The organism is Paenibacillus thiaminolyticus (assembly GCF_003591545.1).
Classification (GTDB): domain Bacteria; phylum Bacillota; class Bacilli; order Paenibacillales; family Paenibacillaceae; genus Paenibacillus_B; species Paenibacillus_B thiaminolyticus_A.
Genome location: NZ_QYZD01000008.1, coordinates 138,318 through 163,923, shown reverse-complemented (window position 1 = coordinate 163,923; position 25,606 = coordinate 138,318). Strand labels below are relative to the sequence as shown.

The 25,606-nt window shown below is 52.9% G+C and carries 25 protein-coding genes; 4 read left to right on the top strand and 21 right to left on the bottom strand.

The annotated features are described in order from the left end of the window. Positions 1-50: 50 nt before the first annotated feature. Both DQX05_RS11670 and DQX05_RS11665 read right to left on the bottom strand, forming a co-directional pair. Complete coding sequence (locus DQX05_RS11670; protein WP_259391924.1) at positions 51-995, bottom strand: helix-turn-helix transcriptional regulator; 945 nt, start codon at positions 993-995, stop codon at positions 51-53. A 30-nt stretch (positions 996-1,025) separates the two neighbouring features. Further along, complete coding sequence (locus DQX05_RS11665; protein WP_119793704.1) at positions 1,026-2,156, bottom strand: M20/M25/M40 family metallo-hydrolase; 1,131 nt, start codon at positions 2,154-2,156, stop codon at positions 1,026-1,028. Between the two features lie 88 nt (positions 2,157-2,244). Here DQX05_RS11665 and prli42 point away from each other — a divergent pair, with 88 nt between their 5' ends. After that, entirely contained in the window at positions 2,245-2,346 is a 102-nt protein-coding gene (gene prli42 / locus DQX05_RS11660; RefSeq protein ID WP_119793702.1) for a stressosome-associated protein Prli42, read from the top strand. Between the two features lie 148 nt (positions 2,347-2,494). On the opposite strand, the gene lipB is transcribed toward prli42, so the two are convergent. From lipB to lpdA, 5 genes are all read right to left on the bottom strand, one after another. After that, positions 2,495-3,223 carry a lipoyl(octanoyl) transferase LipB gene (gene lipB / locus DQX05_RS11655; RefSeq protein ID WP_119793701.1) on the bottom strand — a complete coding sequence of 243 codons (729 nt, stop codon included), beginning with the start codon at positions 3,221-3,223 and terminating at the stop codon, positions 2,495-2,497. Between the two features lie 61 nt (positions 3,224-3,284). Then, a complete protein-coding gene (locus DQX05_RS11650) occupies positions 3,285-4,664 on the bottom strand; it encodes a dihydrolipoamide acetyltransferase family protein (RefSeq protein WP_119793699.1) in 1,380 nt (459 codons plus the stop codon). Positions 4,665-4,762: 98 nt separating this feature from the next. After that, positions 4,763-5,746 carry an alpha-ketoacid dehydrogenase subunit beta gene (locus tag DQX05_RS11645; RefSeq protein ID WP_119793697.1) on the bottom strand — a complete coding sequence of 328 codons (984 nt, stop codon included), beginning with the start codon at positions 5,744-5,746 and terminating at the stop codon, positions 4,763-4,765. Beyond that, entirely contained in the window at positions 5,737-6,768 is a 1,032-nt protein-coding gene (locus DQX05_RS11640) for a thiamine pyrophosphate-dependent dehydrogenase E1 component subunit alpha (RefSeq protein ID WP_119793695.1), read from the bottom strand. The genes DQX05_RS11645 and DQX05_RS11640 overlap by 10 nt, the downstream gene beginning before the upstream one ends. A 136-nt stretch (positions 6,769-6,904) precedes the next feature. Beyond that, the gene (gene lpdA, locus DQX05_RS11635; RefSeq protein ID WP_119793693.1) at positions 6,905-8,332 is read right to left on the bottom strand and encodes a dihydrolipoyl dehydrogenase; all 1,428 of its coding nucleotides are present in this window, start codon (positions 8,330-8,332) and stop codon (positions 6,905-6,907) included. Positions 8,333-8,524: 192 nt separating this feature from the next. On the opposite strand from lpdA, the gene DQX05_RS11630 reads away from it, so the two are divergent. Next, positions 8,525-8,893, top strand: a complete 369-nt coding sequence (locus tag DQX05_RS11630; protein WP_119793691.1) for a DUF2627 domain-containing protein — start codon at positions 8,525-8,527, stop codon at positions 8,891-8,893. 57 nt (positions 8,894-8,950) lie between these two features. Here the strand turns inward: DQX05_RS11630 and DQX05_RS11625 are convergent, their stop codons facing one another. Beyond that, complete coding sequence (locus DQX05_RS11625; protein WP_119793689.1) at positions 8,951-10,453, bottom strand: VanZ family protein; 1,503 nt, start codon at positions 10,451-10,453, stop codon at positions 8,951-8,953. A 516-nt stretch (positions 10,454-10,969) separates the two neighbouring features. On the opposite strand from DQX05_RS11625, the gene DQX05_RS11620 reads away from it, so the two are divergent. Then, complete coding sequence (locus tag DQX05_RS11620) at positions 10,970-11,215, top strand: hypothetical protein (protein WP_119793687.1); 246 nt, start codon at positions 10,970-10,972, stop codon at positions 11,213-11,215. A gap of 527 nt (positions 11,216-11,742) precedes the next feature. Here the strand turns inward: DQX05_RS11620 and DQX05_RS11615 are convergent. The 5 genes from DQX05_RS11615 to DQX05_RS11595 all read right to left on the bottom strand — a co-directional run bounded on the left by DQX05_RS11615 (position 11,743) and on the right by DQX05_RS11595 (position 15,326). Then, positions 11,743-12,114 (bottom strand): type II toxin-antitoxin system HicB family antitoxin, encoded by a 372-nt coding sequence (locus DQX05_RS11615; protein ID WP_119793686.1) that lies wholly within the window; start codon positions 12,112-12,114, stop codon positions 11,743-11,745. A gap of 408 nt (positions 12,115-12,522) precedes the next feature. Beyond that, the gene (locus DQX05_RS11610) at positions 12,523-13,485 is read right to left on the bottom strand and encodes a serine hydrolase domain-containing protein (protein WP_119793684.1); all 963 of its coding nucleotides are present in this window, start codon (positions 13,483-13,485) and stop codon (positions 12,523-12,525) included. An 83-nt stretch (positions 13,486-13,568) separates the two neighbouring features. Next, a complete protein-coding gene (locus DQX05_RS11605) occupies positions 13,569-14,390 on the bottom strand; it encodes a MerR family transcriptional regulator (protein ID WP_119793682.1) in 822 nt (273 codons plus the stop codon). A gap of 238 nt (positions 14,391-14,628) precedes the next feature. Beyond that, entirely contained in the window at positions 14,629-14,955 is a 327-nt protein-coding gene (locus DQX05_RS11600; RefSeq protein WP_119793680.1) for a hypothetical protein, read from the bottom strand. Beyond that, positions 14,952-15,326, bottom strand: coding sequence for a hypothetical protein (locus tag DQX05_RS11595; RefSeq protein ID WP_119793678.1), 375 nt, complete (start codon positions 15,324-15,326; stop codon positions 14,952-14,954). Before DQX05_RS11595 ends, DQX05_RS11600 begins: the two co-directional genes overlap by 4 nt. Positions 15,327-15,454: 128 nt before the next feature. Between DQX05_RS11595 and DQX05_RS11590 the strand changes: the two genes are divergently transcribed. Then, the gene (locus DQX05_RS11590) at positions 15,455-15,682 is read left to right on the top strand and encodes a helix-turn-helix domain-containing protein (RefSeq protein ID WP_119793676.1); all 228 of its coding nucleotides are present in this window, start codon (positions 15,455-15,457) and stop codon (positions 15,680-15,682) included. A 602-nt stretch (positions 15,683-16,284) separates the two neighbouring features. On the opposite strand, the gene spo0A is transcribed toward DQX05_RS11590, so the two are convergent. The 8 genes from spo0A to DQX05_RS11545 form a co-directional block, all read right to left on the bottom strand. Continuing rightward, positions 16,285-17,100: a sporulation transcription factor Spo0A gene (spo0A, locus tag DQX05_RS11580; RefSeq protein ID WP_119793672.1), complete on the bottom strand. Its 816-nt coding sequence runs from the start codon at positions 17,098-17,100 to the stop codon at positions 16,285-16,287. 227 nt (positions 17,101-17,327) lie between these two features. After that, positions 17,328-18,665, bottom strand: a complete 1,338-nt coding sequence (spoIVB, locus tag DQX05_RS11575; RefSeq protein ID WP_119793670.1) for a SpoIVB peptidase — start codon at positions 18,663-18,665, stop codon at positions 17,328-17,330. 120 nt (positions 18,666-18,785) lie between these two features. Further along, entirely contained in the window at positions 18,786-20,507 is a 1,722-nt protein-coding gene (recN, locus tag DQX05_RS11570) for a DNA repair protein RecN (protein ID WP_119793668.1), read from the bottom strand. A 23-nt stretch (positions 20,508-20,530) separates the two neighbouring features. Further along, positions 20,531-20,980 carry a transcriptional regulator AhrC/ArgR gene (gene ahrC, locus DQX05_RS11565; RefSeq protein ID WP_119793667.1) on the bottom strand — a complete coding sequence of 150 codons (450 nt, stop codon included), beginning with the start codon at positions 20,978-20,980 and terminating at the stop codon, positions 20,531-20,533. Positions 20,981-21,061: 81 nt separating this feature from the next. Beyond that, positions 21,062-21,577 carry a DNA-binding protein gene (locus DQX05_RS11560; protein ID WP_259391923.1) on the bottom strand — a complete coding sequence of 172 codons (516 nt, stop codon included), beginning with the start codon at positions 21,575-21,577 and terminating at the stop codon, positions 21,062-21,064. 65 nt (positions 21,578-21,642) lie between these two features. Next, a complete protein-coding gene (locus DQX05_RS11555; RefSeq protein WP_119793665.1) occupies positions 21,643-22,473 on the bottom strand; it encodes a TlyA family RNA methyltransferase in 831 nt (276 codons plus the stop codon). 32 nt (positions 22,474-22,505) lie between these two features. Next, positions 22,506-24,404, bottom strand: coding sequence for a 1-deoxy-D-xylulose-5-phosphate synthase (gene dxs, locus DQX05_RS11550; protein WP_119793663.1), 1,899 nt, complete (start codon positions 24,402-24,404; stop codon positions 22,506-22,508). Further along, a complete protein-coding gene (locus DQX05_RS11545; RefSeq protein ID WP_119793661.1) occupies positions 24,385-25,011 on the bottom strand; it encodes a CNNM metal transporter family protein in 627 nt (208 codons plus the stop codon). Before DQX05_RS11545 ends, dxs begins: the two co-directional genes overlap by 20 nt. Positions 25,012-25,606 lie beyond the last annotated feature (595 nt).

Here is a 25,606-nt window from a genome sequence, read left to right as displayed (position 1 = left end):
ACAACCATCCTTTATTCGCGCCGCCCATACAAAAAAGCTTCCGTTCCAGGTTACCCTGACTCGGAAGCTTGAAGCTGCTTGCGGTATTGATCCGGCGAACACCCGACCATTTGCTTGAACAGGCGGGAGAAATGCGATAAATGCTTGAAGCCCGCCCGCATCGCCACCTCGGTTACCGACCAATCCGGTTCGGTCAAAAACCAGATCTTCGCCTGATTGATGCGGCGGTGGTACAGATACGTGAATACCGTCGTACCGGTCACTTCTTTGAATACTTTGCTGAGATAATGCTTGTTCATATGCAGGCGGCTGGCGATCTCCTCCAGCGTAATCTCCTCTTGATAGCAGCCTTCGATGACCTGTATCGCCTCCTGCACGCGGATTTCGGGCTCCCCCTCGGCCGATCGTTCCGCCAGCGGCTCCTGACACCAATCATAGATACAGTACAGCAACTCGAGAAAAGCAAGCCGCTGCCGCTGAACGCCAACGAAGTCCCCGCGCCCTTCCATCAGGCTTATGCGATCGAGCAGTTGCATCGCCTCCTCTAGCTGCCCTTCGGACAGCCGCAAGCGGGCGTACTTCAAGTCCCGGAACGGGCGCAGCAGCTCCTGAGCGGTATCGCCTGCCGCATGGATCGCCTCCACATATCGCGGATCAAAGTGAATGATGGAGCGGATATACGGATAACGGGTGTCGATATTCGGCCGATGCAGCGTCAAGCCATGCATCAGAATCAGATCTCCCGGCTGAAGGAGATAGATCTGATCGCCGATCAAATAATGAACATGGCCGGAATGGAACAGATAAATCTCATAATTGGCATGAGAATGGAAATACGGCGTCTCGTAAGGCGCCGTATTGTGATATTGAAAATCGAACATCGAGGAATGATGAATGAAGGACAATCGTCTCTCCTCCTTCAGCTGGCCGCTTCGCGGCCCGGACGCCTGCCCCGCCGGTTCGGGCGCCGATCTGCTCCCGGCTCGGTCCGACACGGCAGGCTTCCATCCGAATCGCTCGGCCGCTTACGCCTTCGCTGCCTCTTCGATCAAGGCAACGACCAGTTCGCTCGTCCGTACCAGATCGGATACGTGAATGCGTTCGCTCGTCGTATGGATATCTTCGTAGCCTACGGCCAGATTGACCGTCGGCACGCCCATGCCGTTAAAGATATTGGCGTCGCTGCCGCCGCCGGAATGGAACAGGCGGGACACGGAGCCGATTCGCTCGATGGCGCGCTGCGCCAGCTTCACGACTTCATCCTTTTCCGTAAAATTGAACGCCGGATAGACGATATCGCTCTTGAATTCCGCACGTGCGCCGTACTCGGCCGCCGCGCTCTCCAGCGCTACCTTCATCTTCTGAACCTGGGCTTCAACCTTGCTCTGCACGATGCTGCGTGCTTCGGCATCCAGCTTCACATAATCGCAGACGATATTCGTGGCGCCGCCGCCCTCGAAGCGGCCGATATTCGCCGTCGTCTCATGATCGATGCGCCCCAGCGGCATGCGCGCGATCGCCTTGCTGGCGACCTGAATCGCGCTGATGCCGTCCTCCGGATTAACTCCGGCATGCGCGGACTTCCCGATAATCTCCATCGAAATCTTCGCCTGGGTAGGCGCCGCCACCGCAATAGCACCGACCTCTCCATTCGAATCGAGCGCGAAGCCGAGATCGGCTTGAAGATGCTCGGCCGACATAGCCCGTGCCCCGACGAGACCGGATTCTTCGCCCACCGTAATCACGAATTGAACCTGTCCGTGCGGACGATTCGTCTCCGTGATGACACGAATGGCTTCGAACATGGCCGCCAGACCTGCTTTATCGTCCGAGCCAAGAATCGTGGTGCCGTCGCTGCGTATGTATCCATCCTCTCCGAGCTGCGGGCGAATGCCGTTGCCCGGCTTGACCGTATCCATATGGGAGGTGAAGAACAAGCGTGTGCTGCCTTCCTGTCCCGGCGTGGCCGGCCAGTTCACGATCAGGTTCCCTGCGCCATGCCCTGTCACCGGAGCCGTATCGTCCTCAGTCACCTGCAAACCGAGCGCTTCGAACTGCTGCTTCAGCACATCGCAGATTCCGCGCTCGTTTTTCGTCTCGCTATCCACCTGCACCAACTCCATAAAGTGCTTCACTACTCTATCCTGTTGAACCATATTCGCTTTCCTCCTGACGAATTGTTCGTTACAATAAGGGTATGATCTGAAATTCAGCTATTGCTGAAGAAAGGAGCTTACCCGTTACATGCAATCCAAAAAGTGGTTCAAAATTATCGTCTATCTGATGCTGGCGGCCATGCTTGTGTCCACTGCGCTCGTACTGATCGAGCCGTTGTTATTCGGCTGACAGCGGCAGCATCCGGAATGGGAGGGACAGGCTGTGCCCGACAGGACGCCTGTCCTCCCGCTATTCCCGTGCACCCTGCGTTCCTCCGCTCCATTCATGACCATTCCGCCCATGCTGTGGCGGGAACTCACTCCGCCTGCACTCGCTTCTACCTGCTCCGAGCCTCCAATGGCTCGACGATCGCCTCATCGTACTCCAGCACCTCGGCCAAGTGAGGCAGAAGCAGCCTGCCGACGTCCTCTACCGTAAATTCCATGCTTGTGCAGTCCTCCAGAGAAGTGACTCCATACTCGCTGATTCCGCACGGCACGATGCCGCTGAAGCCGCCTGCCTGGATGCCGCTCTTGACGTTCAGGGCGAATCCGTGGCTCGTAACGAAGCCCCGGTGCCGGCTGCATTTATTGAACTTGACGCCAATAGCCGCCAGCTTCATGTCGCCGACCCAGACGCCCGTATATTCCGGCTTGCGGCTTCCCTCGATCCCGAACGAAGCGAGAAGCCGAATGATCGCTTCCTCCAGGGAGCGCAAGTAGCCGTGAAGGTCGATCCGCTTCCCTTCGAGCAGAAGAAGCGGATAGCCGACAAGCTGCCCCGGACCGTGATAGGTGATATCCCCCCCGCGGTCAATCTGATAGACGGCGATGCCTTGCGCCTTCAATTGCTCGGGAGACAGCAGCAAATGCTCCGGATGCCGCTGCGATCCAATCGTATAGGTCGGCGGATGCTCCAACAGCAGCAGCGTATCGTCCCGCTCGCCGCTATCGACCTGCTTCACGATGCTTTTTTGCAGCTCCCACGCTTCGCCATAGTCGGTGAAGCCCAGGTGATGAACACGAAGTCTTCTCCCGCCTTGTCCCGATTCTGCCGTTCCATTCATCCTGATATCGCCTTCTTCTGTAAAAAGTCTTCTCTCGTGCCGTTCATGCCGATTCCTTCGCTCAGTATACTTTCGTATCGAGCGTATAGCCTTCCAGATTCTCCTTCACCCGCTGCAGGAAGCGGCCGCAGATGACGCCGTCCAAAATGCGGTGATCGAGCGATAAGCACATGTTCGCCATCGAGCGAACCGCGATCATGTCGTTGATAACGACCGGCTTCTTGACGATCGACTCGAACGTCAGAATCGCTGCCTGCGGGTAGTTGATAATCGGGTAGGACAGAATCGAGCCGAACGAGCCCGTATTGTTCACGGTGAAGGTTCCGTCCTGCATATCATCGGGTCTGAGCCGTCCTTCGCGCGTTTTGCGCGCCAGCTCGTCGATTTCCCGGGCGAGGCCCGCAATGTTCTTCTGATCCGCATGCTTGATGACCGGCGTCAGCACCGAGTCCTCCGTGCCGACCGCCAGCGACAGGTTGATGTCTCGCTTGACGATAATCTTGTCAACGGCCCAGACCGAGTTCATGATCGGATAATCCTTGATCGCGTTGACGACAGCCTTCAGCACAAAGGCGAGATAGGTCAGATTGAAGCCTTCCTTGCGCATAAATTCGTCCTTGACCTTGTTGCGCAGCAGCACGAGATTCGTCACGTCGACTTCAATCATCGTCCACGCATGCGGAATCTCGGAGACGCTTTGCCGCATCCGGCTCGCGATCGTGTGACGGATAGGCGTCACATCAATGAACGTCTCTCCGCGGCCGGCTTCCTCTACTTTGATGGTCGGTATGCGCGGCGAATCCGCCAAATGGAGCCCCGAATGGCGGACCGGCACCTGAGCCGCATCCGACAGCGGATTCGAAGCTGCGGCGGGCGATGCCGCGGCAGGCTGAGCCGCAGGCGATGAGGCTGCTTGGCGATGCGTCTGATCGCCCGCACCTGCTCCACCGGCCGCAGCAGGCGTGCCTGACTCGACGGCCGCCAGCACGTCCTTCCGTGTAATCCGGCCGCCTAAGCCGGAGCCCTTCAAGCGGGCCAGATCGATGCCGTGCTCGAAGGCCAGGCGTTGAACCGCAGGTGAGTAGCGCCCGCTCATATCTTGCCCGGCGGGAGCTGGCGCCTGACCGCTGCCCTGCGCGGCGGCCGGCTTGTCCGCCTGCTCTGACTCTGCGCCTGCCGGAACCGCTGCCGCGTCCGCACGGACGCGGCAGATAACGGCGCCGACGGCGACGGTCTCGCCCTCTTGGGCGATAATCTGTTCCATGACGCCCGCTTCGGTAGCCGGCAGCTCGGCGACGACTTTATCGGTAATGACTTCGCAGATCGGCTCATACGCCTCGAATGATTCTCCAGGCTGCTTCAGCCATTTGCCGATCGTAGCCTGAACGAGCGATTCGGCCAACTGCGGCATCGTGATTTCTTTCCCTTTAACATCAGACATTGATTTTCACTCCCGTTCTTGACAACCGGCCGGACCCGCGAATCTGCGGCATGCTAGAGCACAGTGCCGGCGTTCGCCTGTCCGGCCGCTTCCCGTCCTTAGAACAACGCCAGCTCGCGCATGGCATCCTTGACCTTATCCTTGTTCAACATAAAGAATTTCTCGAGCGGAGGGCTGTACGGGCCTGCCGGAATATCCGGGCCGCACAGTCTCTTGATCGGCGCGTCCAGATCGAATAGAAGCTCTTCCGCAATAATAGCGGATACCTCCGCGCCGACGCCTCCCGACTTGTTGTCTTCATGAATGATCAACACTTTGCCCGTCTTCGCCACCGCTTCGAGAATCGCTTCCCGATCCAGCGGCTGAATGGTGCGCAGATCAAGAATATGCGCGCTGATTCCTTCCTTGGCCAGCTCATCCGCAGCCTGCATCGCCATATGGACCGGGAGGCTGTACGCAATGACGGTAATATCCGTCCCCTCGCGCACGACATTCGCTTCTCCGATCGGAACGATATAATCGCCTTCCGGCACTTCCCCGCTAATCATGCGATAACATTTTTTATTCTCGAAGTATAATACCGGGTCTGGATCACGGATGGCCGCAATGAGCAAGCCCTTCGCGTCAAATGGTGTAGCCGGAGCGACGATCTTCAATCCGGGCGTGCCGAAAAATACCGATTCGGGACATTGCGAATGGTACAGTCCGCCAGCCACCCCGCCGCCAATCGGGGCGCGAATGACGACTGGACAGGTCCAGTCGTTGTTGGAACGGTAGCGTATTTTCGCCGCTTCACTAATGATCTGGTTCGTCGCCGGGAACATGAAGTCCGAATACTGCATCTCAGCGATCGGCTTCATCCCGACCATCGCGGCGCCGATCGCGACACCAGCGATCGCGGATTCGGCCAGCGGCGTATCGAGCGAGCGCGATTCGCCGAATTGCTCATACAGCCCCTTCGTCGTTGTGAAGACGCCGCCCTTGACGCCGACATCCTCGCCGAGCACGAATACGTCGGCATCCCGTTCCATCTCTTCCTTCATCGCCGTTCGTATAGCGTCAATATAATCGATTACTGCCATGTGCCTGATTCCTCCTCCGCATAGACGTGCCGCAGCGCCTCTTCGCCAGCCGGGAAGGAAGCCTGCTCGGCGTAGGCAATGTCGCGATCCATCATCGATTTTATGTCCGCGATCAGCTGCGCGTCCTCTTCCTCCGACCAGAGGCCGCATTCCATCAAATACGCCTTGTAGCGAGGCAGCGCGTCGTTCTTCCAGTTCATGTCCACTTCTTCCTTCGTACGATATACCATATCATTGTCCGAAGTCGAATGCGGAGTCAGCCGGTACATGACGGCCTCGATAAGGGTTGGCCCTTCGCCCCGTAGCGCCCGCTCGCGTGCTTCCTTGACTGCACGGTATATTTCCAGCACATCGCAGCCGTCAACGCGCACGCCCGGGAAGCCGTAGCCGAGCGCCCGGTCGCTGATGCGTCCCGCCACCTGCTTGTCCAGAGGGACGGAGATGGCATACTGGTTGTTCTCTACCATCACGATCATCGGCAGCTTATGCACGCCTGCGAAGTTGCACCCCTCATGGAAATCGCCCTGGTTGCTCGATCCGTCGCCCAGCGTGACGAAGGAAACCGCTTCTTCGCGGCGCATCTTCGCCGCAAGCGCAATGCCAACGGCATGCGGCACCTGCGTCGCCACCGGACTGGATCCGGTGACAATGCGAAGACGCTTGCAGCCGAAATGGCCCGGCAGCTGCCGGCCGCCGCTGTTCGGATCCTCCGCCTTGGCAAAAATGGCCAGCATCAATTCTCTTATAGTCATACCGACGGATAAGACGAATCCGTAATCGCGGTAATAGGGTAAAAAATAGTCTTTCTCCTTATCCAATGCAAATGCCGCACCGATCTGGGCAGCTTCCTGACCGATACCGGACACGTGAAAATTGATTTTTCCCGCCCGCTGCAGCAGCAGCGCCCGTTCATCGTACATGCGGGCAAGCCGCATCTTCCGGTACATGTCAACCGCCTGTTCATCCGAGAGTCCGAGGGACTCATGCCTCGTCTTCTGACGAGTATTCACTTCCGGCGCCATGAAGCAGACCTCCTTATTCATCAAGTCCATCGAAAGTATAATACCAGGTACTAAGACTTGACTCTAAACATATTATACTCTCATCGTTATGAAAAAGAAAACATCAGCTATGGTCAAGCCCCCGCTTCCGGATGCGTCAGATATGAATCGCTTTGCCTTCTACGGCCAGCATCGCTTCGGTCAAGATCTCGGAGAGCGACGGATGCGGCCGGATGACCTGTCCCATCTCCCACGCGGTCGCATCCAGCAGCATAGCTACCGAAGCTTCTCCGATCAACTCGGTCGCATGGGGCCCGACGATATGGACGCCGAGCAGATCGCGGGACCGGGCATCCGCAATCACCTTCGCGAACCCTTCCGGTTCGCCGTGCACCAATGACTTGCCGACCGCATGCAGCGGCACGCGGCTTACCTTCACGTCATAGCCTGCGGCTCTCGCCTCCCGCTCCGTCCAGCCGATAGACGCCGCTTCCGGACGGGAGTAGATCGCGCGCGGAATGTTCCGCGAGTCATAACCAACTGACGTATCGCCGAACAGATGGCGCACGGCGGTCAGACCTTCGGCTGCCGCAGCATGAGCCAGCTGCAGGCCGCCAATGACATCGCCAATCGCATAAATATGGGACTCGTTCGTCTGCATCCACTCATTGACGCGAATAAACCCCTGCTCCGTCTCGAGGCCGACATTTTCCAAGCCGATATTCTCGATATTGGCCTGTCTTCCTATAGATACGAGCAGCTTGTCCGCTCTTATGCTTACGCTCACCCCGTTTTCTTCAATGATGAGATGAACTTCTCCGTTCTCTTCATCCTTATGTACCGCTTCCGGCTGAAGCGCCGCCTTCGTATGGAAGCGGACGCCCCGCTTCGCCAATTGCCGTTGAAGCTCACGCGCCGTCTCTTCCTCTTCCATCGGGACAATCCGCTCCCCCGCTTCGATGACATCGACCTCCACGCCGAAGTCGGCTAACATCGATGCCCATTCGACGCCAATGACGCCGCCGCCCAGAATGGCGACACGTTCCGGAAGCTTCTCCCATTCCAACGCCTGATCCGTCGTAACGATGAGGTCTCCATCGGCCTCCAGTCCCGGCAGCATCCGCGGACGAGAACCGGTCGCGATAATGAGATGCTTCGGCACAATCGTATCGGCCTCCTTGTCCGAGTACTCGACCGCCACCGAACCGCTCTTCGGGGAAAAAATCGACGGCCCCATCACACGCCCGGTGCCATGAATGATTTCAATCGCATGCTTCCGCATCAGCATCGTAACCCCTTGATGCAGCTTCTCGACAATCTCCCGCTTGCGCGCCTGGACACGGTCGAAGCATAGCTTCACGCCCTCGACCTCGATGCCGTAGGCAGAGCCGTTCACCGCTTCCTGATACAATTCCGCGCTGCGCAGCAGCGCCTTGCTCGGAATGCACCCGCGGTGCAGGCATGTTCCTCCCAGCTTCTCCCGTTCGATGACGACAACCGATTTACCGGCTTGCGCCGCCGCGATGGCCGCGACATATCCACCCGTTCCTCCGCCCAAAATGGCTACATCAACTTGCTTTGTCATACCAAGCACTCCTTTTTATCGACCGAATCCAATGGTTCTATTGTACTCCCTTTTTCCGGCACCGCCAAACCTGAATCTGTCAACTGCTGGCGTCGCGACAGCGCTATCCGATTAGACAATCCCCCGATTTCAAGGTAAGATATAACGTAGTTAATGATAAATGATGAACATATTGCGACAGGTGATCTATTCATGAGACAGGATACGCATGTGATAACCCGCTTTATCGCCATCTTGCTGCTCGTCATTCCGGGCCTTCTTGCGACCTTCGGCTTTCTGACGATGAAGAACGTCATCTTCGATTACATCGCCGACCATGGGAATGACAGTCTCGCCGCCCCATCCTTCGGCTGGCTTCCTTTCCTTGGCGGCTTCATCATGTTCGCCATCGGAGTCGCCTTTATCGGAGGATGGGTGTTCTACCGCGACCGCAAGCGGAACTACGTCGCCCCCCGCTTCCGCAAGAAGAAGGGGCCGCGGCCAGCCTCGTTCAAGCCCATGATCGATCAGCAGGCCACTGCCCGCGAGGGTTCTTCGTCCGAACCTCCCGCCTCGCCATAACCCAAAAACGGTCTCCCCGCCCTTCCGGACGGCTGGAGACCGTTTTTGCATTTCCTTTTATTTATCGGACCGGTCTTGATCGAGCTTGGCACGCAGCCGCGCCAGTTCCTTCGCAACCTGCTCCTCCCGGCTCCATTGCTTCGCTTCGTCTTCGGCGGCCTTCTCTTCCTGCTCCGCCACAGCTTCAGGCCCGCCCGGGGCAGCATCCTGAGACTCCTGTATCTCGACGGGGGCAGACAGTTCCTCCTGCGGCTCCGCCACGGCATCCGCCCGAATAATAAGCTGCGATCCATCCTGGAAGTCCATCGTGCGGCGGACAGGCGAATTCTCTTCCGAATCCTCCCTCGTCTCCTTCGGATCGGCCGTGCCCGCGTAAGGCAGCATCCGGTCCGGGATCGTGATAGCGTTGCGGGTTCTGCTCATTTTTTCATAGAAGAGACGCTTATCCCGCCGGAAAATATGCAGCAGGACATGCAGACCCACGAACGCATTGAAGACGAGCCAGAGAATGATGACGATCCACGCGAATCGTCCCAGTTCCAGGATAGAGCCGGAATTCATCACATAGAAAAATACATAATTGATCCCGCCGATGCCGAAATACAGCAACCCGTACCGGATAAGCAGACCTTTGAAAGAAAGCTTGTTCGCCCGCTCCGGATCCTCTGCTAAGCGGTCATCGATCAGATGAATGCGCGTCACCCATTTGCCGAACGTCTTCCCTTCGGTCCACAGCGGCATCAGCATGAAATAGACAAAAATCGTGATTGCCAGCACCCAGCCATTGGACTCCAAGTAGTTCAGGAAGTGATCGACGTCATTCCCGTTGGCCGCCACCATGAAAATGGCGATAATCCAGTAAATAAAACCGATGCACAAATAGTCGAGCCAGAGCGCAAGCGCCCGCCGAATGAAGCCGACCGGCCTGCGCGTCAGATCCACGTCCGCATCCAATTGGCTGCTCCGCGGCAGGAAATACGTAATCAAGGGAGCCAATAAAAATCCAAGCATCCCCCCGACTGTGTTGAGAAGCAAATCATCGACATCGAACAGCCGGTATGGGCACGCATAGATCCCGTACAAGCCCGTGCGCTGCGTCGTCTCGAAAAAGAGAGACACGACAAAGGCGATGAGCGTCGTCGACAAGAACGATTTTCGAAAATAATAACGAAGATAGACCCCAAGCGGCAAGGTTAAGACGACGTTGAAGGCCGCCTGCCAGAAAGCCCGCTCCCCTAATATCGTCACATAGGTCGAAGGCTGGGACCAGACGACATTCGTCTCCTTCATGATGTCACGGATGAATGTGAATGGAATCCATTGAGAAAATATCCCGCTCCCGCCGGGCACGCAGTTGTCGCGATTGGCTGGCAGAGGCAGAATCACGAGATAGTACGCTGAAATAAAATACAGCAGCATCGAGTACAGCACAAATGACCGTACTTTGTTCACATAGCCGTATTTGCGGTACTGCACGATTAAAAACGGCAGCGTTAGAAAAAAAGCCATGATCGGAAACGTAATCAATGCAATTTTGATCGGAAATAAATAAGCATTCATCGTTGCTGGCTTACCCCTTTGTTGCACAGTCATATTTGATATGTATATGGCGTCAGGCTGCCGCACACCGAAGTCTTATTTTGGACGCAAACGCATACGGCGATTCCTTCAACGCTCGTCTATTTTACCGTATTTCTCCGAATTCTCCAATAAAAATCTGGAAACGCGCCGGCCCCGCGAACCGAGTTCATCTTCCGAACCCGACAAGTCAAAATTTGTTCCTATTTCATAGCCCTTTATCGTCCGCTAACGAATGAGCCTAGTTAATTTATCGGTAAGCAGTTATCGATTGATGAGGATAAATACCGCTCTACAACGATAAATTTGATATTCTTTGCATGGGTGGTGAGATTAGTCTTTTCATATCCAGGTGATATTTCGATAGACAGATCTGCACTGATTAGGGAGATACATTCGATTTGCAAACTTCCGTTTTCGTACGGAATCAGGTCTTCCCATCATTTCCTTTCCCCCCGGTTCATTGATAGACTGGGACAAAAGGAGGCTATGGGATCCATGATAAAATTGCCATCCAACGAAATGACGTCGGGAATGCTCGTATTGATGCTCTATTTCTTGAAAGGGGGGGTGCCAAGTAAAGATGCCTATCAGCTATTAGCTGATAGGCTAGGATTATCAGCGGCACAGCGTAATGCCAGAATGCACCGCGATCACCGCTCGCATTGGGAGAACCGAGTTCAACAGGCCTTTCGCCTTCACAACATGCGTATTTCCGAAAAGCTTCTTCTGGGAGAGCGATAAGGTCATGCTCGTTGGTCTTAGTCGCACTCTCCCTATTAGTCAGGTAGTGCATGTACTGCACCCGCCTTTTAAACGTTATCCCTATGCTTCAGGAGCGGAAATATGCGGTTCTATAGTTATTCCTGACTATGCCGTCATAGAAAGGAATGCCCCATAAATGTGAACGAAGACAACAATCAGGATGGCAGGCACGATCCACAACCCAGGAATTCCTGCAAGAATATAAGCAGCTTTAAACTGCCGATTATGATAAGCGATCCAACATGTAAGTGATGCGAGTAAAATCCCCTTTTATAAGTGAGCTTCCAAAGAAAGAATGCTACCGCGTGGCAGGTTGAACAAAAAACATCCGCAACGATTTAGTTACGGATGAAGATTTTTATTTGGTATTGATTCTATGCAGCTCGTATGACTCTAATTTATGTATTCTTTTAGCTTACCACATAATGGGTTTTGAATGAATAAAAAAATGACGCCTAAATGGGCCTGGACATACCTTTATAAAGAACACGCGCCCCCGTTTATTTTTACGATGTGAGTAGGATCAGTCCAGTTTCGGATTGATGAAGGTTTGAACGGCATGACAGAAATTGCGTGGTTAACGTTTTCTTTACAGCCTTCTCCGCCATATAGTCACGGAATGGCGGCATCCATACGTCGATGAGAACAGCCGACTCATTAGCATCGAGTCTAAGGTCAAGCGCACGGATTGGTTCCGGAATATCTTCCCCGTCTTGTTCCATACCGTACAGATGCAACGCAAGACATTCTTTTGCCATACGGAACGCCTCTTCATCGTTCTCCCCGCAAGAAAATGCTCCAGGTAAATCTGGAAAATTGACGGAAATACCATCATCTCCATAATCGAAGATCGCAGCAAAGATATATCGGTCTTTCATATTTTCAACTCCCTTAATGCTCTTCTGCAACGCGTTTCGACGCAAGTCTTTATTCGGATGAGGTATTCTTACCTCGCCCTTCTTTATTTGGAAGTTAATATTGATGATGACTGCCTGCCGTATGTATGAAAACCACCGTCAGCTTCTCATTTATCTTATCGGACTAATATCCAACCTTCATGTTAGCACGATTGGCAAAAATGAATAACCCAAATATGTAAGCCGTTAGTAAATGGAAAGAAGGTCAAGGGGGATCAAGAAATGAGGAGCATATGAATTGCCTATGTTTTAAGCTTCGCAAGAAAGTGAAAAAAGGTGGATGATCTTAAAAAAGAGGTAACTCCATTCTGATGAACTGTAATCAAAATGGAATTCTGTAAATGCGTACAACCCTTGTAGAAAATATACTTAATCCAGTACAGCCGGGATAATACCTTCCTTAATCAGTAGCCATCGATCACGCGGATTCATGCTGAACTCGGAGGCAATGGCCACGACCAGGTCTTTTTCCGGAAGGCAGCAAATGACATTACCGCTATCGCCTAGTGCCGAGTAGGCAAAAACTCCGTCCTCTTCGCGCAACCACCATAAATAACCGTACTGATTGGGGTTCATCGCCGTTGAGTCGCCAATCCATGTCCCCGAAATAATCTGATGATGGTCCCACATGCCGCGGTTCAGATAAAGAACGCCAAAACGTGCCATATCCCGGGGAGTTAATGTAAGTCCCCACCCTCCCGTGGAGTGACCGTGCGGGTCCGTAACCCATCCTTTTACGTTTTTCCCGAATAAATCGTCAAAGCCGAAAGATTTCATTTCAATATGCGGAATTTCTCTCATGCCGATCGGTTTAAATAAATGTTCATTCGCAAACTCACGGGCACTTTTTCCAGTGCTGCGAGTGAGGATGGCTGAAAGTAGGTGCGCCCCTGCGGTGGAATATTTGAAAGCTCCGATACTCCCTTTTTGGCCCATCATATCCAGCGTATACGTTACCCAATCGGGTTGCATGTACAACTTGTCCAACGGTTCATGCCAGTCCTCAAATGGATAGGGAGCCGTCATCGTGAGAAGATGGCGTATCGTGATTTCCCGCTTCTGCCTGTCAGCCGCAGCGGGTACATATTCGGGAAAAAAACCGAGCACCTTATGGTCAACATTTTGAATATATCCTGCATCGATGGCAATACCAATGAGGGCAGATAGGATGCTTTTCGTTACAGATGCCATATGGTGCGCAGCATCCGGGCCATAGCCATTATAATAACTTTCATAAGCAATGTATCCTTTTCTTACAACGACAATACCGTTAATATTGCTATACTCGGATTTTATCACAGGTTCAAGCTCTGACAGCTTGACAGCGTCCATTTCCAAGGCTGCCGGGTCTGCGGCTTGCCATTGTGTAGTTGGCCAGTAGCTTCTTGCATATATAGATACCTCTCTACAAGACGTTATTTTTTCTTTACGGGAAAATACACTTCAGTTACCATATCTTCCGGCACTACCTGCTTGGGGTCAGTTACATACACTTCATATGGTGATTTCACCAATTCATAGTCTTCATTTTCTACCCATTCCCTCAGCCTGGCATATACCGATGTCAGTTCTGAGTATGAACCCTTTAACACAGATTTCGCACTAAGGCCACCGGGGAAATCTCTCGTTCCCTTTGCAGCCTCCTTTATCGGGATAGCAAACTCAGTGTCATTGCCGTCAGGATTGTATTCGGGGCTGTGATAAATCGTCATCGGCGCACCAAGCAGGGTAAGTTTTTCAGTGGCAATCTTTTCATAGAGCCTGCTAAAATACATTCCATATCCGGCCGCATAGTCATCACTGCTCAGCATCTGCCGCATATACAGGATATTTATTGGCTCGGTTTCAACAAGCTGCACCTCTATATGATCAAGATGCGACATCATTGGAATGCCCTTCTCTACATTTGAAATATCACGGTTCATTTGATTGAGGGCATATGCGAATGCATTTATCTTTTCCTGTACTTCCCTTCGCTTGCGATTCAGGGCAGAACGAAGCTTCTCTTCCGCGTGATCCTCTTCCCATTCCAGAATGTCTTTAATTTCTTCAAGAGAAAAATAATAAGATTTCAACCGGTTGATCAAGAGCATCTTTTTGAGTTGCTTGATGGAATAATACCGATAACCGTTTTCGGGATTAATCTCATCCGGATGGAGTAGTCCGATTTCAGCATAATATCGAAGCGTTTTTGTAGACACTCCGCATATCTTTGAGAATTCTCCAATCGAAAGCAAGAGGTCACCTCCATTCTTCATTTTTTACGGGCGTTAAGGCTTTATATCTCAATACTTTGTTTAATTCAACCGTACACCTTACCCTACGGGCAAAGTCAACGGCAAAATTAAAAGAAACCCAACGTTCTAACAAAACGCGGGTTTCCCTGCAAGGAGAGCCTTAACAGGAAGTACTCGGTATTGGTAATGCTGTACACCTGCCAAAACCACGCAAACCGCGTCACATCGAAAAATAAAGTTAGTAAGTCACGGCTTCGACGAATTGAAAATTGTAGTCCATCGTCCAGTTGTGATGATCCCGAAGAAAATCGTAAAATGTTAAATTCCGAAGGAAGTCGAGAACTCGTAATATAAGCGCCTGTTCGTCGGCTTCTTTACGTTTTAACATCCCCAGCCATAATCCAGCCTTTGCGCTAGTATATAGGTCACCTTCGTCCTTCTTGCACACATGATACATCCACATCACATTATTCTCGATGACGACTATGTAATCGTCTGCGACTAGGTACCCAGTCAGATGAATGATCTCATTTCCGAGATCCAATTCTATGACCGCCTGTTTCATGCCGCTCTTCCCTGCTCTATAATGAAGCCGAGCTTCCCTATTTGCTTGGATGTCACCGTAACTAGTCCGGTAGTCTCGTCGGCCAATGTCAGCGGCGCGATGCTATTTATAGCGACAGGAAGAAATACCGCCCGTTTAACGCATTTGTTATCATAGCTGGACTTTGACGGTTCGACCCACGATACCTCGTAATTTCTGGTGCGGCAGTTTCGGTAATAGCCGATCTCGTAGCCGTAAACCTCACGCGGGTGACTGGGTCTGTGCCGGATTCGACGGACGAAACGGACATACCGCAAGCCTTCAGTCGTTCTCTCGCCTTTCGCGAGAAGCTGTGCGTCTCGTTGATTCATCGCTATATCCAGCGTTTTCATGTCGGTAATCCCTCCGTAAAATATTTTTTCAAATTGCACGCTTATACGTACATTATATATCTTAATTATAGTGTACCTTTATAAGTACAGTCAAGAGAGAATTTTAAATAATCCGGAGGTAACTTATAATGGCGAAAAAAGTAGTAGTAAAATTGAGCTCCTTATTAGCAGAGCGAGACATGTCATTGAATCAACTCTCTGATTTAACAGGGGTTCGCCGAGCGGCACTAAGTGAGATTGCTAACCACAAACGTGAACGAATTCAATTCGAGCATATCGAAAAAATTGCGGAGGCATTGAATATCGACGACATACGCGAGATTATTACGATCATGACAATACCAGATGAAGAATAAAAAGAAGCCCACTCTCGGAATCGTCCGTTGGTGGGCTTTAAAAAAAGAATATCGAAAAGTTTTCATTTTTGCTACATCAATCACCTCTCTACTTGTATCCCCCGTTTCTGTCTTCTAATCGTCTTGATTTGCTTTATATTATCAACCGGGTTCTTTTGTAGTTCCCCATCTCCCTTTAACCAATTAAAGAACACTTTTATATTACAGATGTAGTTATTGATTGTAACCGTGGAAACTCCTACTACATTTTGGGGGAAATTAATTTGTGCAGTCCTTTCGCGGCTTACGACTGTGTACTTTCCTCTTGCTTGAACATAAGAAAGGTACTGGCGGATGTGTCCTTTTTTCACTTCCGCCAATGTACCAACGCCATGTTTTTTTATTCAAGTAGGCAATTAGAAGTCGAAATGACTGCACATATGAGGATAAGGTTTTATTGGAGAGTTTTTTCTGCTGACAGTACATCAAAAAAATCTTCGAGATAAAATTCCATTTCCGACACTTTCAACGATTCCATCTCCCGTCTGTGCGTAACACAGACCCGAAAATCAAGAAATTCATCGAGTAAATGGAAAGAAGTTTAACCCACACCCCTATTGCCTTCAGCTCACCTTATGCTCAATCCGCAGCTTGTCAGCGACCATCGCGATGAATTCGCTGTTGGTTGGCTTCGACTTGCTGATGTTGATCGTGTAGCCGAACAGGCGGCTGATGCTGTCGATGTTGCCGCGGGTCCATGCCACCTCGATGGCATGGCGAATCGCGCGCTCGACGCGGGAAGGCGTCGTTTTGTATTTCTCGGCAATGGCCGGATAGAGCGTTTTCGTGATCGAGCCGAGAATTTCGATGTTGTTGTACACCATCGTAATCGCTTCGCGCAAGTACTGATATCCTTTAATATGCGCCGGAACGCCGATTTCATGTATGATGGACGTAATATTTGCATCCAAATTCTTGGTCTTGCCCAATTGGACGACATTCGACTTGGAGGAGGTCATGTAGCTGCCGGTGGAGCTGCCTACGGTCGCTGTCGAAGCGACGCCAGCCAGCTGCCGGATGCGGTTCGCCAGGATGTCCATGTCGAACGGCTTCAGGATATAATAGGACGCGCCCAGTTGCACTGCACGCTGTGTAATGCTCTCCTGCCCGAATGCGGTCAGCATGATGATCTTCGGTTGCGGGGACAGATTCATACTGCGTAAACGTTCTAACACGCCCAGACCGTCCAGGTGAGGCATAATAATATCGAGAATGAGCACATCAGGCACCGCTCTCGTCTGTTCCAGGAATTGAAGCACCTCCTCGCCATTATAGGCGACACCGGTGACAACCATGTCTTCCTGTTCTGATAAAAAATCAGCTAATAAGTTTGTGAACTCTCGGTTGTCGTCCGCTAACAGTATTTCGATCTTTTGCAACTTCTGATCCTCCCTTGTCAAAGTTTAGCATTCCCGTGCATTGATGTCGTTGGCATTCCTCTACAAGAATAACTTATTCGACACCAAGAATGAAATTCCTTCTGTCGAAAACTTTTTTTCTTTATTTTTTTAGGAACATGATTTATAATGTATAGTTATTCATTTTTTCTACATCATTCGCATTCCTTCGACACGCAAAAGGCGAATTAGCGCATAAAAAAGAAGGCTCACGCAGCGTGTGAGCCTTCTCTGCTGGAGGTCGGGGGTGGCGAGAGCACCACGCCCGCATCCTGCAACATCCATTCAATGAAGCATCCGTAGCCGGAGCTCGGATCATTGACGAACACGTGAGTAACGGCGCCAATGAGCTTGCCATTCTGTATGATGGGACTTCCGCTCATCCCTTGGACAATGCCCCCGGTCTTTTGCAGCAATCTAGGATCTGTAATGCGGATAACCATCCCTTTGGTGGCCGGTGACGTCTGCTTCGTCACATGAACCACTTCCAGCTTGAATCGTTCCACCTGCTGGCCATTGACGACCGTAAGCATTTCGGCGGGGCCTTCCTGCACTTCCTCGCTAAAAGCGACAGGGATGGGCTCCTTGTACAAACTGTGCTGCGGTTGATTCGTCATTTTGCCAAAAATGCCAAACGGTGTATTACGTTCAATATTGCCCAATACGCGGCTTTCCTTCAAGAAATGAGCCCGCTTCTCGCCAGGCTCGCCATTTTGGCTTTTGGAGATGGAGGTTACGTTGGACTGAACAATCTCGCCCCGGCCTACCGTGATGGGCGTCTGGGTATCCATGTCGGTAATGACATGGCCAAGCGCGCCGTACACTCCTTGATCAGGAGCATAAAAAGTAAGCGTGCCTACGCCTGCCGCGGAATCCCGGATATATAACCCAAGCCGCCAGGTCTTGTCCTCCACATCATAAGCCGGCTTCAGCTTCGTCTTAATCTCGGTGTCGCCTCGTTGAATGACCAGTTCAATCGCCTGCTTCTTCTCGCCGGCTTCGCGAACGATATCCGCCACCTTGGTCACATCGTTAAGACGGGTTCCGTTCATGCTCATAATCATGTCACCTAACCGGACGCCTGCTTCTTCACCCGGCGATATTTTGCGCTCAGGTCCGACATGAACAAGATGGTGTCCGACGACGAGAATCCCCGACGATTTGACCTTGACGCCGATCGTCTGCCCCCCGGGAACGACCCGCAGGTTAGGAACGACATTGACCTTCAACGTCTTCAACGGAATGCCGCCGAACAGCTTCAGCTTCAATTCAGCCTGCCCGGTCTGGGAAGAGTGCAGCGAGATCGGCTTCTGCAGCGATAAGCGGAAGGAGGTCTCGCTCTGCCCGTTGACCTTCAGAATGTCAGGCCGGTCCACGGTAGCCTGCGCTTGGACAGGCATAACCAGATTCAGTTGCTTGTGTTCTCCTTCAAAAAGGCGCAGATGATCAGGCAAAGCCGCGTAGGTGCGGAAAGGGGCTGTGGTGCAGCATAAACAAACAATAATGGCTAGCATAAGACCGAGCAGCCGTTTTGCGTTGGGGTTCAAAGGTGTCACACTCCTTTGTTGACGGAAGCTTTGACGAAAAAGGGCGTGCCCGTTTCGTAACATTAAGGTAACCTTGACCCCATCGTTTTATGAGTGAAAATCATTCCTCAAGCCCTTGAATTACGCACCTTTTTGACGTTCAGCCAACTTCAGCATTTCTTGAGCATGATGCAGGGTTCTTTCCGTTACTTCTACGCCGCCAAGCATGCGAGCCAGTTCGGCAACACGTCCTTGTTCCTGCAATTCCGTTACCTGGGTCGATGTTCGCTCGTCCCGCACGAGCTTCTCTATGTAGTAATGATGATCCGCCATGCACGCCACTTGCGGGAGATGGGTAATCGCGAACACTTGACCGCTGCAGGACACCTCGGCCAGCTTCTCCGCGATCGCCTGGGCTGCCCGGCCGCTTACTCCGGTATCCACCTCATCGAAGACCAGCACCGGAATGCGATCCATCTCGGCAAATATCGTCTTCAACGCCAACATAATCCGCGACAGCTCCCCGCCGGATGCGATCTTATGCAGCGGCCGCAGCGGTTCGCCCGGATTCGGTGAAATCAGGAATTCCGCATCGTCCCATCCGTTCTTCGTGAACCGGACGTTAACCCCGTTCACATCGAAGCCTTGTCCGTCCTGAAGCCGTTCCAGCCGGACATCGAGACGGGTTCGTTCCATATGAAGATGCTGCAGTTGCTTCTCGATTCGCTTCGTCAGCTTGCCGGACAATGCCCGTCGGGCATCGCTCAATGCCTGGGCCCGCTTGGCCAGCTTCGCCAGCCTCTCCTCGCTTTCCTTCTCCAGCGCGGCAATCCGTTCATCCTTATGCTCGATTTTGTCGGCCTCGGCCTGTATCCGTTCGCCATAGGTGATCATTTCTTCCATCGTCGCTCCATATTTCCGCTTCAATCCATTCAGCTGCTCCAGCCGATCCTCGATTTGCTCCAGCCGTTCCGGATTGAATTCGATGTTCTCCCGGTAGTCGCGCAGCTGATATGCCGCATCCTCCAATTGATAATAGGCGGTCTGCAGCTGTTCGACCATGGGCTGGAACCGCGCCGCATCATACGGCATGACGTCTTCGAGCTTCGCGATGGCGACGCTGACGGCATCCATTGCACCTTGGCCATACAATCGCTCATAAGCATGATTGACATGATCCATCAGCTTCTCGGCATTTGCTAGTTTGCGCTTTTCTTCCGCCAATAATTCATCTTCGCCCACCTGGAGGTTTGCATTGTGAAGCTCTTCAATCTGAAAACGGTACAGATCAAGCATCTGATAAGCTTGCTGGCTCGTCTGCTTCAATTGGTTCAGCTCATGCTGAAGCGCCATGAAGCAGCCGAATTCTTCCCGGTACCGCTTCTTGAGCGCAGCCAGGTCTTCGCCGCCGTATGCGTCAAGCCAGTCCAGATGACGCTCTACCTTGAGCAGAGATTGATGCTCGTGCTGGCCGTGGATATTGATGAGCAGTTCACCAACTTCCCGCAGCATCGTCAGGTTGACCATCTGGCCATTGATGCGACACATGCTCTTGCCGTTGGCCGTCAATTCCCGGCGAATGATGAGTACTTCTTCCGCATCGGCCTGAATGCCCAGCTTCGCGACAGCTTCCCATGCCGGATGGTCTGCAGGCAGATCGAAGGATGCCTCCACTTCCGCCCGATCGCAGCCATAACGCACGAATTCCGAGGAACCGCGGGCTCCTCCGATCAGTCCCAGCGCATCGATAATGATCGATTTGCCGGCGCCTGTCTCCCCGGTCAGAACGTGAAATCCTTGATGGAATTGAAGCTGAACGGATTCAATGACCGCCAGATTCGTAATGGATAATGCGATTAACATGGACTTCCCTCCCAGGATGCCGTTTACGAAATATACTCTTCAATTTGCGCTACGACTTGATCGCTTTGTTGCTTGGTCCGACAAATGATAAGTATCGTGTCGTCTCCGCAGATGGTGCCCATTATCTCTGGCCATTCGATGCTATCCATCAATACGGCAATGGCGTTTGCCGTGCCAGGCAGACATTTAATTACGACCAGATTTTCCGTGCTGTCGATGCTGATGAAGTTATCCAGCAGCGCCCGTTTCAGCTTTTGGGCCGGGTTGAAGCGCTGATCGACCGGCAGCGAATATTTGTACCGCCCGTCTTTCATCGGAACTTTGATCAAATGCAGTTCCTTCATGTCCCTGGACACGGTAGCCTGCGTCACGTGGTAGCCTGCCCTCCGTAAGGCATCGACTAATTCATCCTGGGTTTCGATCTCGTTGTTCATAATGATTTCCCTAATTTTGATATGTCGTTGACCTTTCATATGAGCCCTCCATTTTTGTTCCTTCTACTCTTGGCCTTGGCTGCAGCCAGCGAGACGGTTGTTAATATACTAAGTATTGCCTTATTCGCCGTGGACATAGGCTTGCCCCCAGTCCATGCGAATCAGGCGCACCCTGCGTTCTAACATATCTACAACTAGTAGGCCGGCGCTCTCGGGATAGGCGGCGAAGTAAGGCATCCATTGCCGCTTCATGCCGCTTCCGTCCCAATCGAGCTGCATCCGTTCGCGTGCGATACGAACAATATACCATTGATTGTTGCGTTTGACGATCATGTCGATCCAGATGCGGGCATCGCTCTCCTCACCGTCTAACGTGAAGTGCAGGGGCATGCAGAACTTGCCGCCGATGAGTTCATAGCCGGCATCCTCGACCAGCTGCAAAGCCTCCTCATCCTCAGGAAACCGATCGCTCAAGCAGACATCCTCCATCGGCTCGGGAGAATGCGCGTACGTCCGCAAGCCGAAGCCGACCCAAATCAATATCCCTATGAAAATCAATCCCATTACCCATATATCGCTCAATGGAATCACCACCCCGCTATGATGGAAAGACACCGCCGGTGCCTGCCAATTCATAAAGAAAGCTCATCCGTCGGATGTCTGTCCCGGATGAGCTTCTGCGGATGGAATCGTACGAAGGATTAAGAGGTCGATCGGAAAACCGAATTGGCCTCCTGGACGACTGCGTGAATCTGCTCGCGGGAGGCCGCAGGTTCCGGCGACCCGCCGTCCGGCACGCTCCAATAGGCCAAAAACTCGATATTGCCTTCTCCTCCCGTAATGGGGGAATAAGTCAATCCTTCTAGGCGAAAGCCCAACGATGCGGCAAAGTCCAATATCTCCCTCAACACCTGCTCATGCGTTCCCGGATCGCGGACGACGCCCGATTTGCCGACCTTGTCTCTTCCCGCTTCGAATTGAGGCTTGATCAGGGCGATGACGCGCCCCGGCTTGCCGATGAGTGCCTGAAGAGGCGGCAGAATCAGCTTGAGCGAGATGAAGGATACATCGATGGTCGCCGTATCCGGGGCCGGGCCTTGCAGATGCTCCGGCTCCGTGTACCGGAAGTTGGTCCGCTCCATGACATGCACCCGCTCGTCATTGCGAAGCGACCAGTCAAGCTGGTTATAGCCGACATCGATGGCATACACATAGCGTGCCCCATGCTGAAGGGCGCAATCGGTAAATCCACCTGTCGAAGCGCCGATATCCAGCATGACGGCATCCGTCATCGCGAGGGCGAAGTGGCGAATCGCCTTCTCCAGCTTCAAGCCGCCCCGGCTTACATAAGGATGAACCGCGCCCTTTACCGTAATCGTTCCGTCCCGCGGGACTTTCGTCCCCGCCTTCTCAATCCGTTCCTCGTTCACATATACCAAGCCGGCCATAATGGCGGCTTTCGCTTTTTCACGACTGTCGTAATAGGCCTGCTCTACGAGCAGAACATCAATCCGTTCCTTCGGTATGGACATGCTGTACTCCTGTCTGTCATTGCTTACTCGGGCTACGCCCGGCTCATCCGGTTATCGCCATGAGCGAAGAGCATCGTATGGACTTCCTTCACCAGCTGTTCCGCCGTTAGGCCCGCCTCCTGGCGCTGCTCATTGATGCTGCCGTGCTCTACGAAGCAATCGGGAACTCCAATTGGCTTCACCTTGACGCCGAATACATGATGCTGCGCATAATACTCCATGATGGCGCTGCCCAGGCCGCCTGCCACGGAGCCCTCCTCCAGCACGAGCATCGGCAGCTGCTCTCTGGCGAGCAGGGTAAGCATCGCCTCGTCGAGCGGCTTCATGAAGCGCGCATTAATGACGCGCAGTTGAATGCCTTCACGCCGCAACTGCTCCGCCGCTTCCTCGGCGACCTGAACCATCGGCCCGATTGCCACGACGGCGGCATGATCGCCGGGGCGAACCACTTCCCATGTCCCGATCGAAATCGGAACCAGATCGGCGTCCAGTTCGACGCCGACCCCGTTCACGCGGGGGTACCGAACCGCAATCGGGCCTTCATCGTATTCGAGCGCGGTCTTCAGCATATGGCGGAGCTCGTTTTCGTCCTTCGGCATCATCAGCACGATATTCGGAATATGGCGCATAAAAGCGATATCGTACACGCCTTGATGCGTCTCCCCGTCCGGTCCAACGAACCCGGCGCGATCGATAGCGAAGATCACGTTCGCGTTCTGGCGGCAGATGTCATGGACCACTTGATCGTATGCACGCTGCAGGAAAGTGGAGTATACCGCAAATACCGGCTTCATTCCTTCCATAGCCAACGCGGCGCACATCGTGGCGGCATGCTGTTCGGCGATGCCGACATCGATCATGCGGCCCGGGAAGCGCTCCGCGAATCCGAGCAGTCCGGAGCCCCCCGGCATGGCCGGCGTAACAGCGACCACGCGTTCATCCTGCTCCGCCAGCTCGACGAGCGTCTTGCCGAACACCTCGGTATACATCGGATTGCCTACCGCCTTCAGCACTTGCCCGGATTCAATCTTGTACGGCGAGATGCCATGCCATTTATGCGAATCGGCTTCCGCCGGCGTGTATCCTTTGCCTTTACGGGTAACGACATGAATAAGCACCGGGCCATTCACGCGGCTCGCTTGCTGAAAAATATCGATCAGCTTGTCAATGTCATGCCCGTCGACGGGGCCGAAATATTTCAGTCCGAACTCTTCGAACAGCATGCCGGACACGACCAAATATTTAAAGCCGTCCTTCACCCGTTCCGCCGTCTTGGCCAGCTTCCCGCCAATCGCCGGAATCTTTTTGAGCAGCTGCTCGACTTCTTCCTTCGCCTTTAAATAGTTCCGGTCGGAGCGAATCTTGCATAAATAGTTATGTAGCGCTCCGACATTCGGGGCAATCGACATCTCATTGTCGTTCAGCACGACCATCAGATTCTTCTTCTCATGCCCGATGTGATTGAGCGCCTCAAGCGCCATGCCGCCAGTGAGCGCACCGTCGCCGATGACCGCGATCACCTTGTTGCTCTCGCCCTTGAAATCCCGGGAGAGCGCCATTCCCATCGCTGCCGACAGCGAGGTGCTGCTATGACCGGCTTCCCATACGTCATGCTCGCTCTCCGCGCGCTTGACGAAGCCGCACAGCCCTTTATACTGGCGCAGCGAATCGAACCGGTCCTTGCGGCCGGTCAATATTTTATGGACATATGCCTGATGGCCGACGTCGAATAACATTTTGTCCCGGGGACTGTCATATAAATAATGCAAGACAAGCGTAAGCTCGACGACGCCCAGGTTCGATGCCAGATGTCCTCCGGTCACCGCCAGCTTTTCAATGAGAAATTGTCGAATTTCTTCCGCCAGGACAGGCAGTTCTTCCTTCGTCAACCGCTTCAGATCGCTAGGTTGGTTAATCTGTTCGAGCAGCACGGGAATTCCCTCGCTTTCGTTGTTTCGATTTGCCGGGTTTCTTGGCGAGCAAGCGAATATGGAGCTTGGTCTCCAAAAAATAGAAGCATTTGCCGATCAGCAATACAATCGAAGTGGAGTAATGAATCGCAAATGACTTCCCCAACGCTTTGCCTCCGACGGTTACTGCGGATACGAGGCCAGTAAATACAACGCTTACCGCTGTCGTCATCCATACGCTCTCCGCATTCATGGACCATAGCAAATTCGTCACTACGATCGCCGTGGCCGAACCGCTTATAACCCCTGTCATGTCACCAATCACGTCATTGCAGAAGTTCGAGAAACGATCCGCGTTACGCACGATATAGATCGCTTGCTTGGCTCCGCGCACCCTCTCCGCCGCCATCGCATGGAACGGAGTCTCCTTCGCGGAAGCCGCAGCTAAGCCCATAATATCAAAAAACACTCCAATAAGCACGAGCATCAACACAATCACCATACCGACGCCCCAGCCCGCTTTCCCCAGCATTGACGTGGAGGCAACAGACAATATAATGGCCAGCGCAAAGGTGACGAAAAAAATGAATATGCTCCACTTGATGGAATGTTTGAATGAAAACTTCATTTTCGCTGTCAACTCATCCTTTTATGAGATCCACGAACGAACTCATTGTATGTGTCTTGATAACCAATGATGGTTGGAGTGGTAGCTTTCTGGATAAACGCTGTGGCTTAGGTCCAGTAGGTTTTCCCAGACGCCCGCCTCCCCGTCGCCGGGCAGGCCGTTTCCAATTAAGAGCGTCTTGACGCCGTCGCCGGACGTCAGACTGGATTACCACTTAGACCACACTATAATCCCCACAAAGCCTCACAATGTGAACAGTCTAGGAGTTTTCCTCGAGCAGCCCTGAACCGACCCTTAGCCTCTTTTGCAAATCAGATTTCAAGCGGCATCCGATAGCCAGATCTTTGGCCAAAGACCGTCGTATCTACACATCCGCAATCCCTTCAGACTCACTCAAGGCAAGCTACGCTACATACAAGCCACCTTCACGGAACGATCCGGCAAGCCGGAGAGCGTTCCGCGTGACTCGCGGTATAGGTTCATACCCCAAGCCGTAATGCGGCGCGCGAGGGCGCCGTACCACGCACTTGGGCCTCCGCGGAAGCGGGGTCAACGCCCACATGCCATTGTGGATCGCCCCACAACCTTAACTCCC